Annotated in this window: 8 protein-coding genes; 6 read left to right on the top strand and 2 right to left on the bottom strand. The window is 40.0% G+C overall.

The window, feature by feature from the left end; translation table 11 throughout:
* Window positions 1–683: MFS transporter (locus tag C1642_RS06760; RefSeq protein WP_146035317.1), on the top strand; the 683-nt coding region annotated here is incomplete at its 5' end.
* A 174-nt stretch (window positions 684–857) separates the two neighbouring features.
* Entirely contained in the window at window positions 858–2,072 is a 1,215-nt protein-coding gene (locus tag C1642_RS06755; RefSeq protein ID WP_103236100.1) for an MFS transporter, read from the top strand.
* 243 nt (window positions 2,073–2,315) lie between these two features.
* On the opposite strand, the gene sthA is transcribed toward C1642_RS06755, so the two are convergent.
* Entirely contained in the window at window positions 2,316–3,728 is a 1,413-nt protein-coding gene (sthA, locus tag C1642_RS06750) for a Si-specific NAD(P)(+) transhydrogenase (protein ID WP_001137505.1), read from the bottom strand.
* Window positions 3,729–3,924: 196 nt separating this feature from the next.
* Between sthA and lipA the strand changes: the two genes are divergently transcribed.
* From lipA to C1642_RS06735, 3 genes are all read left to right on the top strand, one after another.
* Window positions 3,925–4,938: a lipoyl synthase gene (lipA, locus tag C1642_RS06745; RefSeq protein WP_001289259.1), complete on the top strand. Its 1,014-nt coding sequence runs from the start codon at window positions 3,925–3,927 to the stop codon at window positions 4,936–4,938.
* A 283-nt stretch (window positions 4,939–5,221) separates the two neighbouring features.
* The gene (locus tag C1642_RS06740) at window positions 5,222–7,687 is read left to right on the top strand and encodes an acyl-CoA dehydrogenase (protein ID WP_000576650.1); all 2,466 of its coding nucleotides are present in this window, start codon (window positions 5,222–5,224) and stop codon (window positions 7,685–7,687) included.
* Between the two features lie 103 nt (window positions 7,688–7,790).
* Window positions 7,791–8,174 (top strand): carboxymuconolactone decarboxylase family protein, encoded by a 384-nt coding sequence (locus C1642_RS06735; protein ID WP_000043121.1) that lies wholly within the window; start codon window positions 7,791–7,793, stop codon window positions 8,172–8,174.
* A 38-nt stretch (window positions 8,175–8,212) separates the two neighbouring features.
* Here C1642_RS06735 and C1642_RS06730 read toward each other — a convergent pair whose 3' ends face one another.
* Entirely contained in the window at window positions 8,213–8,749 is a 537-nt protein-coding gene (locus C1642_RS06730; RefSeq protein WP_001196995.1) for a cysteine peptidase family C39 domain-containing protein, read from the bottom strand.
* 221 nt (window positions 8,750–8,970) lie between these two features.
* Here C1642_RS06730 and ahcY point away from each other — a divergent pair, with 221 nt between their 5' ends.
* A complete protein-coding gene (gene ahcY / locus C1642_RS06725; RefSeq protein ID WP_000994842.1) occupies window positions 8,971–10,353 on the top strand; it encodes an adenosylhomocysteinase in 1,383 nt (460 codons plus the stop codon).
* Window positions 10,354–10,380 lie beyond the last annotated feature (27 nt).

Genomic DNA, 10,380 nt, shown 5'->3' with positions numbered 1-10,380 from the left:
CAAAAGGTATTGAGGTGGGTAGTGGTAAAAAAGGTGGCATGGCAATCTTAATGCAAGCGGCTCGTAACTACCGTGTCTGGATTTTATTCCTCGCTTATGGTGCTTGCTTTGGTATTGAAATTTTCATCCATAATGTTGCCGCAATGTACTATGTTGACCAATTCAAAATGGATTTAAAAACAGCAGGGTTAACCGCAGGTATATTTGGCCTTCTTGCCTTATTTGCACGTGCATTAGGCGGTATTATTTCCGATAAAGTCGCACTTAAAAAAGGTTTAGACGGACGTACTAAAGTACTTGTACTGATGATTTTAGGTGAAGGTTTATTCTTAATACTCTTCTCTCAAATGAACGTCGTAGCTCTTGCAATTATTTCCATGACAGTTTTTGCATTGTTTACCCATATGGCTTGCGGAGCAACATATGCACTAGTCCCTTTTATTGACCGAAATGCATTAGGCGGCGTCGCAGGCATTATTGGCGCAGGTGGAAATGTGGGCGCAGTAGCAGCTGGTTTCTTACTAAAAGGCGTACTTGATATTCAAACTTGTCTATTTATTTTAGGTGGACTGGTTATGGTTGCAGGCTGTAGTGTAATTTTGATTCGCTTCACAACCGAGCACAAAGAAAAAGAAAAAATACTTTTTGAACAAGCTCTACTTGAACGCAATTCAGCAGCTTAATTCTGATAAGAAGCAGAAATCACAAATGATTTTTGCTTCTTCACCTTTTTCATAATAATCCGAAATCTCTAAGATACTTTTTAATTTTTCTTAAAATAATTTTATAGATATATCGATATTATTCGATATATCTTCTACAATGATTTATCACATTCTTATAATTTTCTACTCACAATGACTAAAACAAGCCATCAGTTTTCTCAATCACTCATTTATATGCTCATTGGAAGTGCCATTATTTTGGCTTTGTCACTAGGTGTACGACATGGTTTTGGGCTTTATTTAGTCCCGATGAGTCATGAGTTCGGTTGGGGACAGCATGTTTTTAGTCTAGCAATTGCCATGCAAAATCTAATCTGGGGTGCAGTTCAGCCTTTTACTGGGGCAATTGCAGATAAATATGGCAGTAAAGTTGTGGTAACAGTCGGCGGATTACTTTATACCCTTGGCTTACTCTTAATGGCTTTTAGTTCAAGTGTACTCATTTTGAATTTAAGCTTAGGTCTTATTATTGGTTTAGCTTTATCAGCAACCTCTTTTACAGTTTTGCTTAGCGCAGTAGGCCGAGCTGCTCCGCCAGAAAAAAGAAGTATGGCAATGGGTATTGCTAGTGCAGCCGGTTCTTTTGGCCAATTTATTATGCTGCCTTCTACCCTTCTCTTACTTAAGACAGTGGGATGGTCGTCAGCTTTAATGGTAAGTGCGCTATTAATCGCTCTTATTATGCCTCTAGCATGGATGTTAAAAGGGCCAAGCAACCAAACCCCAAAAGCAATTGCCCAACCTCAGCTCACCTTTAAACAAGTACTGAATATTGCTAGAAAACATAAACCTTTTTGGTGGTTAGCTTTAGGCTTTTTAGTATGTGGCTTCCAAGTTGTCTTTTTGGGTGTTCACCTACCAGGTTATTTAATCGACCACGGCTTTGATGCCGCTACAGGTACGGTGTTTCTTGCTTTAGTCGGATTATTTAATATCGTAGGGACTTATGGCGCAGGCTGGTTAGGAGATCGTTTCTCGAAACCTAAGTTATTAATGGCACTTTATGGTAGCCGCGGCATCGCAATCATTGCTTTCTTATTATTACCTCTAAGCACTTATACAGTATATGCTTTCGGTATTATCATGGGGCTTCTATGGCTTTCTACGGTTCCGCTCACCAACGGTATCGTGGCAAATATGTTTGGTGTTAAATACCTTTCAATGTTAAGTGGTATTGTATTTTTCACCCATCAAGTCGGGTCTTTCTTTGGTGGTTGGCTTGGCGGTGTTAACCATGACTTAACAGGTAATTACAATGCGATTTGGCTCTGTTCTATCGCATTGAGTATATTAGGGGTAATCGTACATTTCTTTGTAAATGAGGAGGCTGTTATTCATGACGTATAATGCCGTACTTTTGAAAACAATTATGACTTTCCTCATCTTAGCTCTTCTGGTTTTATCTATTGTTTTATGGAAACAGACACCTGATTTGTTTGTATATTTTAATCAAGCATTTTGTGCACACTAGAGAGATGAGACGCTGAAATCACTCTGTACATTGTCATAAAAATATAAAAAACATATGGTCTAATAAAAATAAAAAAGCCCGCAAGTTTGCGGGCTTTTTTATGAAAAACTTATTTAAAATCAAAATAAACGATTCATACCATTAAGTGCAGCTACACGGTATGCTTCAGCCATTGTTGGATAGTTAAAAGTCGTTTCAACAAAATATTTCAAAGTATTGTTTGGGCTGTGCATAACTGCTTGTCCAATGTGGATAATTTCAGCAGCATTATTACCAAAACAGTGAATACCTAAAATTTCCAAAGTGTCACGATGGAAAAGAATTTTCAATTCACCCACTGTATCACCGGTAATTTGTGCACGAGCTAAATGACGGAAAGAAGCCTGACCAACTTCATACGGAATTTTCTCTTCCGTTAATTCCTGTTCATTCTTACCAATAGATGAGATTTCCGGAATGGTATAAATACCTGTAGGGATATCACGTACTGGCTTAGCGTCTTCACCACTCATGTTTGCACCAGCACAGCGCCCTTGGTCATAGGCAGCCGAAGCAAGTGAAGGCCAACCAATCACGTCACCAGCAGCATAGATGTTTTCAACTTCAGTTTGATATTGATCATTTACAGAAAGTTGACCACGACTATTTGGTACTAAACCAACATTTTCAAGACCTAAACCTTCTGTGTTACCTGAACGACCATTACACCAAAGAATCGCATCAGCTTTAATCTTTTTACCACTTTGTAAATGTAGAACAACGTGGTCATCAAATGTTTCAAGATGATCCATTTGTTCATTGTGACGAATCAACACGCCCTGTTCACGTAAGTGATAAGACAAAGCATCGGCGATTTCATCATCTAGATAACTTAAGAGTTTTTGTTGAGTATTGATCAAGTCAACTTTATGGTCTAAACCAATAAAGATTGAGGCATATTCACAGCCAATAACACCTGCGCCGTAAATAATAATTTTTTGAATTGAGTAATCAAGATCAAGAATTTTGTCCGAATCAAATACGCGCGGGTGGTCAAAATCAAGACCTTGCGGATGATAAGGACGGCTACCTGTCGCAATCACGATTTGCTTACAGATAATTGTTTCTTTAATGCCTTCGTGGCTAAAAACTAAAACTGTGTTTTTGTCTTGAATATATGCACGACCGTGGAAGACACCAATTTTGTTACGGTCATAAAAGCGTGTATGCGTATCAACCTGTTGTTGAATCACTTTGTGCGCATTACGCAAGACCTGTTTCATAGTGAACTGTTTCCATTCACCTACTTTTTGAAACATTGGATCACGCTGATAGCGAATAATGCTAGAAACTGTTTGACGTAATGCTTTACTTGGAATGGTTCCTACGTGTGCACAGTTACCACCGAGTTGATCACGTACATCTACAATTGCAACACGCTTACCAGCTTTTGCAAGCTTCATTGCCGCGCCTTCACCTGCAGGTCCAGAACCGAGAACTACCGCATCGTACTTAACGAAATTCCCACTAACGACCTCTTTTTTACGTGGCATTGAAAGCTCCTTCCTCTGTTGAATGACCATATTTTATAATAAATTATGGCTAATATGCGGTGAATTTATGTATTTCTCAACCCTATATTTCTGAATAGCCACATTTATTATATGAATAGTTATTTTCCGCTATTACTTGTAGAAGTCCGCTATAATACAATGTCAATGTCTCTATAAACGAGTGGAAAAGTTAAATATGTCAGAACACCGTAAACCTGAACAGGGTGTAAAACTTCGTGGCGCAGAAAAAGTCGCAAGAATTCCTGTAAAAGTTGTACCTACGGTTGAAGTGCCGCGTAAACCTGACTGGATTCGTGTCAAGATGACGGCACCAGAAGAAGTTCAGCGTATTAAAACGACTTTACGTGCTCAAAAACTCCATACCGTTTGTGAAGAAGCAGCTTGTCCGAACCTTCCAGAATGCTTTGGCGGTGGTACAGCAACATTCATGATCATGGGTGATATTTGTACACGGCGTTGCCCTTTCTGTGACGTAGCGCATGGTCGTCCAAATGCATTGGACCCTGATGAACCACGCCACATGGCAGAGACAATTGCCAATCTTAAGCTCAAATATGCAGTAATCACTTCGGTTGACCGTGATGATTTGCTTGACGGCGGTGCACAACATTTTGTGGACTGTATTAAAGAAGCTCGCGCACTTAGCCCAAATACATTACTTGAAATTTTAGTACCAGACTTCCGTGGACGTATGGATATTGCTTTACGCATTATGACTGAATGTCCACCAGACGTATTTAACCACAATATTGAGACTGTACCTCGTCTATATAAAGCGATGCGTCCAGGTTCAGATTATCAGCACTCTTTAAACCTATTAAAAATGTTTAAAGAATACTGCCCAGACATCCCAACAAAATGTGGTTTGATGGTGGGTATTGGTGAAACTGAAGAAGAAGTTATTGCATTGCTTGATGACTTACGTGCTCACGATGTCGACTATGTCACTATTGGTCAATACTTGCAACCTTCTAAACAGCATGCACCAATTGACCGTTTTGTAACACCAGAAGAATTTGAACGTTATGCAGAGCATGGCCGTAAACTTGGCTTTAGAAATATTTGGTCTGCACCAATGGTTCGTTCAAGCTATTTTGCTGATCGCCAATACTATGGTGAACCTGTTCCTGAAGTTCGTCGCAAGGTAGATCCTGCGAAAAAAATTGCGGTACAAGCAATCGAAGCTTAACACTTCATAAGTATTAAAAAGGCCTTCAGATTATGAGGGCTTTTTTATTTATACAAGAAAATCAATAACATTTCTTGACAAATCGATAAAACAACCCATTACACTTTCATTCAAAAATATTTTATACCTAAAAGCACGATATATCCCTGCTCTAGCATATACATCAATTGCGACATAAAAAATCAAATTTAAACAGCATTAAAAAATTCGCTAGTTAAGCCTTAAATCTCTCCTCGCTTTTTTATTATTTCTAACTTGAGGGCTTATCTAGCAAGGAGCAAGTATGATTTTCCTACTCTTTGTTTTAAGTATTGTCATTCAGCTTGTTGCAATATGGGCAATTTTCTTTTTTAACCTAAATAGAGTCGCTGGTAGTGTTATTACGATTGCTGTAGCCATACTTACTGCTTTCATTTTAACGCCGTGGGCATTACTTTTAGGGATTCCCCTTATTGCACTTAGCATTATTATTTTGTTTAAACCTTTACGGTTTAACTTAATTACCCAACCTGCATATAAAACTCTGGCCAACTCAATGCCGAGCATCAGTACCACTGAACAAGAAGCCTTAGAAGCAGGAACAAGCTGGTGGGAAAAAGAGTTATTTATGGGGGCTCCAGATTGGTCGCAATTTGAAAAATATCCCTATCCTACACTTTCACCAGAAGAACAAAGTTTTATTGATAATGAAGTTGAAGTGCTATGTAGCATGCTTGATGAATGGGAAATTCACCATCAATTAAAAGACCTTCCTCCTGAAGTTTGGCAGTTCATTAAAGATAAAGGCTTCTTGGGTCTTATTATTCCAAAATCCTTTGGCGGTAAAGAGTTCAGCTCATTTGCTCAAAGTCGCATTATGAGCAAAATTGCCTCGCGTTCATTAACTGCTGCGGTGAGTTGTATGGTTCCTAACTCATTAGGACCCGGTGAATTACTCATGCATTACGGTACAGATGCGCAAAAGCAGCAATATCTACCGGGACTTGCTAAAGGTGAAGAAATTCCATGCTTTGGTTTAACCAGTCCGGAAGCAGGTTCAGATGCAGGTGCAATTCCAGATTCGGGTGTAGTCTGCTATGGCGAATATGAAGGTGCTCAAGTTCTTGGACTCCGCATGAATTTCTCTAAACGTTGGATTACGCTCGCTCCAATTGCCACAGTGGTCGGTCTAGCATTCAAACTTTATGACCCCGAAGGTTTACTTGGAGATAAAACTAAAACTGAGTACGGAATTACCTGTGCTTTAATTCCAGCCAATCATGCAGGCGTAAAAATAGGTGCACGACATTATCCAGGCTCTCCATTTATGAATGGGACAGTAGAGGGTAAAGATGTCTTCATTCCAATTGACTGGATTATTGGCGGACAAGAAAATGCCGGTAAAGGCTGGCGCATGCTGATGGAATGCCTAGGTGTTGGCCGCGGCATTTCATTGCCAGCATTAGCCACAGCCGCAGGTGAAATGAGCTATCTCACTGTCGGTGCATTTGCAAGAATTCGTCAACAGTTCAATATTTCTGTCGGCAAATTTGAAGGTGTACAAGAAGCAAGCAGTGAAATTGCCAGCGATGCCTATATGCTTGAAGCATTCCGTTATTTAGTGACGTGTGGTCTAAACCAAGGTGGAACCCCTGCTGTAATGACTGCCATGGCAAAATACTATGCAACTGAAACGATGCGTAAAGTGGTTAATCACGGAATGGATATTGCTGGAGGACGTGCAATTCAACTTGGGCCACGCAATTTCCTTGCTCTCACCTATCAAGCGATTCCAATTGCTATTACGGTAGAAGGCGCAAATATTTTAACCCGTTCATTGATGATTTTTGGTCAAGGCTCAATGCGCTGTCACCCTTATCTTTTTGAAGAATTGCAATTACTTCAGTCTGATGACAAAGCCAATGCCGTACAAAAATTCGATGATTTGTTGTTTAAACATTTAGCCTATACCTTTAACCGCGGTGCTAGATCATTTGCTTATGGTTGGACGGGTGGTTCGAGTGATGCACCTCAATCAGCAGATCAATTCACTGCAAGTTACTATAAAACCATCAATCGTTTTAGCGCCAATTTTTCACTTGTTTCCGATATGGCACTTGGCTTACTCGCAGGAGACCTAAAGCGTAAAGAAATGCTATCAGGCCGCTTGGCAGATATTCACGCGCACTTGTTTATTGCCACAGCGATTTTAAAATTTTATGAGGCTGGACAAAAAACTGAAGCTGAACAATTGCATGCAAAACTAGCACTGCAAAAAGCATTCTTGAATATTCAGGAAGCATTTTGGGGGCTATTTGACAACTTCCCAGCCAAGCTTCCAGCAGCATTTGTCAAATGGATATGTTTCCCGCTAGGTCGTGTGATTTCAAAACCTGACGATGAGTTAAAACAACAAGTTGCTGAACTCATGATGGAAGAACATCCGTTTAGAGAGCAACTCAAACGCCATGTGTACTATTCAACTGAACCTAATGATGTCACTGGCCGTCTAGAGCACACATTCCAAATGTTAAGAACCATTGAGCCGCTTTGGGATAAGTTTAAGAAAGCTGAATCCAAAGGCAAATTTACGGGTCTTACTTTTGAAGAGAATATTGCTCAAGCGATAAAAGAAGGCTTTATTTCTGAAAGCGAAGCTCAACAATTATTGCAGTACAACGCAATTCGATTCGATAGCATGCTTACCGATGTTTTTGATGAAAAGCTAAATAAAGACCTACCTTTATCAAATCCTCATCAAATAGTGTGACTGATGCCTCCACTAATTCACTATTGCAATCATTTTTGAATCGCATTAATTAATAAACAGCCATAAAAGCGTCACTCGACGCTTTTATTTTTAGGAGAAATTAATGTCTAAGCAAGATTACGAAAATGGATTAAAAGTTCGCACAGAAGTGATGGGAGAAGCTTTTGTAAAACGTGCCCAAGAAAATACCGTGCCCTTTACCCAGCCTTTACAAGACTGGATTAATGAACATGCATGGGGATCGACTTGGCAACGTGAAGGTGTGCTGCCACGTAAATATCGCTCATTAATTACTTTGGCAATGTTAACTGCACTCAAATCACCAACAGAACTCAAGGGCCATGTTCGTGGTGCACTCAACAATGGTTGTACAGTTGAAGAAATTCAGGAAACTTTATTGCATAGCCTGCCATATTGCGGTGCCCCTGCTACTCAGGAAGCTTTCCGGGCTGCGTTAGAAGTCATTCAAGAATATCAACAACAATAACTTCAGTATGAGCCAGCACTTTACTGGCTCATTTAAATTTAATTCAATTTAGTCGAATGAATATTTAAATTACGATCACCAATCACGACAGCCTGACGGCAAATACCTTCTGCTTTACGTTGATTCTCAAAAACTGCTGCCGACATCGGCTCAAAACTATCAAAAAAGCAGATTTCATTTTGATCTATAGAATAAATGAGCGACTGATTCCCTACCCCTTCTAAAGTGTCGTAGTACACAATCACCATTTTTCCATTTTGCGTCTCTGTTTGAATATCTTGATAGCTCAGCGCTGGCCCAGTTGGTATTTTTAATATCTTTGCTTCTTTATAGCTCATGCGTTCGCTTGAGCTAATGTTAGGATCATGATCTGAGTAAAATGACACCTCAAAGCCCAACTTTTTTAAAGCAACGGCTAAAGCAATCGTATAAGTTCCTTCATCGTCATAACGGCAAACTTTAATTAGCTCAGCAACATCAATTTGCACTCCATGATGTTGAAGTACCATCCAAACTGCAAAAAGGCCACAGTTCGCTTCGAGGTTTGCCAAAGATTCGGGAATATTTAAGGCCATAATTTAAATCTAAAGTCGTAATTACGCAGATAATAAACAAAACTGGATTGGCACTAAAAGCTTTTCCAAGTACAATGTTCCGCTAGTCGAGGGATGCTGCGACAAATGATCGGCACTAAAGATCATTTTGCCAGGCTCGACGATCGGTTAAACAGTCGTTTTAACCAACAACGGCATCCGCGAACAGAATGATCAATACTATTTTTTCCTAGGAGATCCTGATGAACGCGGTTAATGCTTCATTTACAGATTACAAAGTTGCTGACATCTCACTTGCTGACTACGGTCGTAAAGAAATCAAACTTGCTGAAGCAGAAATGCCAGCTTTGATCGGCTTACGTAAACGCTATGCAGCGTCTAAACCACTTGCTGGTGCAAAAATTCTTGGTTGTATCCACATGACCATTCAAACAGCGGTTCTTATTGAAACGCTTGTTGAGTTAGGTGCTGAAGTTCGTTGGACATCTTGTAATATCTTCTCGACTCAAGACCACGCTGCTGCTGCAATTGCTGCTCGCGGTATTCCAGTTTTTGCTTGGAAGGGTGAAACTGAAGAAGAATATGTATGGTGTCTTGAACAACAAATCAATGTAAATGGCCAACCTTGGGATGCCAACATGATCTTGGATGATGGCGGTGACTTAACTGCTCTTGTTCATGAAAAATATCCTGCACTTTTAGAGCGCATTCACGGTATTACCGAAGAAACCACAACAGGTGTTCAACGTCTTATCGAAATGTGGAAAGACGGCACTTTAAAAGTACCGGCAATCAACGTAAATGACTCTGTTACTAAGTCTAAAAACGACAACAAATATGGTTGCCGTCACTCATTAAATGACGCAATCAAACGTGCAACAGATATGCTTTTATCTGGCCGTCGTGCGCTTGTGATCGGTTACGGTGACGTAGGTAAAGGTTCTGCTCAATCTTTACGTCAAGAAGGTATGATCGTTCGTGTAACTGAAGTTGACCCAATTTGTGCAATGCAAGCATGTATGGATGGTTATGAAGTTGTATCTCCATACAAAAACGGCGTACAAACAGGTAAAAAAGAAGATATTAACCACGATCTTCTTGGCAACACTGACCTTGTTGTAACAACAACTGGTAACTACCACGTGTGTGATGCAGCAATGTTAGACAGCTTAAAAGCTGGTGCAGTTGTATGTAACATCGGTCACTTCGATACAGAAATCGACACGGCTTATTTACGTGGTTACAAGTGGGTTGAAGTTAAGCCACAAGTTCACCAAGTTTATCGTTCAGAAGATGAAAACGATTACCTTATCCTTCTTTCTGAAGGCCGCCTTGTAAACTTAGGTAATGCAACTGGTCACCCATCACGTGTAATGGACGGTTCTTTTGCTAACCAAGTTTTAGGTCAAATTCACTTATTCCAAGAGAAATTTGCCGACCTACCTGCAAGTGAAAAAGCTGCAAAAATTCGCGTAGAAGTTCTTCCTAAGAAACTTGACGAAGAAGTTGCTGCTGCAATGGTTGCAGGTTTCGGTGGTGTACTTACTCAGTTAACTCAAGAGCAAGCTGATTATTTAGGCGTTGCTGTTGAGGGGCCATTCAAATCTGACGCTTACAAATACTAAGAACTTAAGGGCAGACGGTGAACCGAC

The sequence above is a fragment of the Acinetobacter sp. AKBS16 genome (genome assembly GCF_002899995.1).
GTDB lineage: Bacteria > Pseudomonadota > Gammaproteobacteria > Pseudomonadales > Moraxellaceae > Acinetobacter > Acinetobacter baumannii.
Note: the sequence above shows the minus strand (reverse complement) of the source record. Positions and strands in the feature narration are given on the sequence as shown.

Excerpts from the sequence above, each read along its gene's own strand:
- C1642_RS06755 (WP_103236100.1), top strand. The coding sequence starts at position 858 with ATGACTAAAACAAGCCATCAGTTTTCTCAATCACTCATTTATATGCTC.
- sthA (WP_001137505.1), bottom strand. The coding sequence starts at position 3,728 with ATGCCACGTAAAAAAGAGGTCGTTAGTGGGAATTTCGTTAAGTACGAT.
- lipA (WP_001289259.1), top strand. The coding sequence starts at position 3,925 with ATGTCAGAACACCGTAAACCTGAACAGGGTGTAAAACTTCGTGGCGCA.
- C1642_RS06740 (WP_000576650.1), top strand. The coding sequence starts at position 5,222 with ATGATTTTCCTACTCTTTGTTTTAAGTATTGTCATTCAGCTTGTTGCA.
- C1642_RS06735 (WP_000043121.1), top strand. The coding sequence starts at position 7,791 with ATGTCTAAGCAAGATTACGAAAATGGATTAAAAGTTCGCACAGAAGTG.
- C1642_RS06730 (WP_001196995.1), bottom strand. The coding sequence starts at position 8,749 with ATGGCCTTAAATATTCCCGAATCTTTGGCAAACCTCGAAGCGAACTGT.
- ahcY (WP_000994842.1), top strand. The coding sequence starts at position 8,971 with ATGAACGCGGTTAATGCTTCATTTACAGATTACAAAGTTGCTGACATC.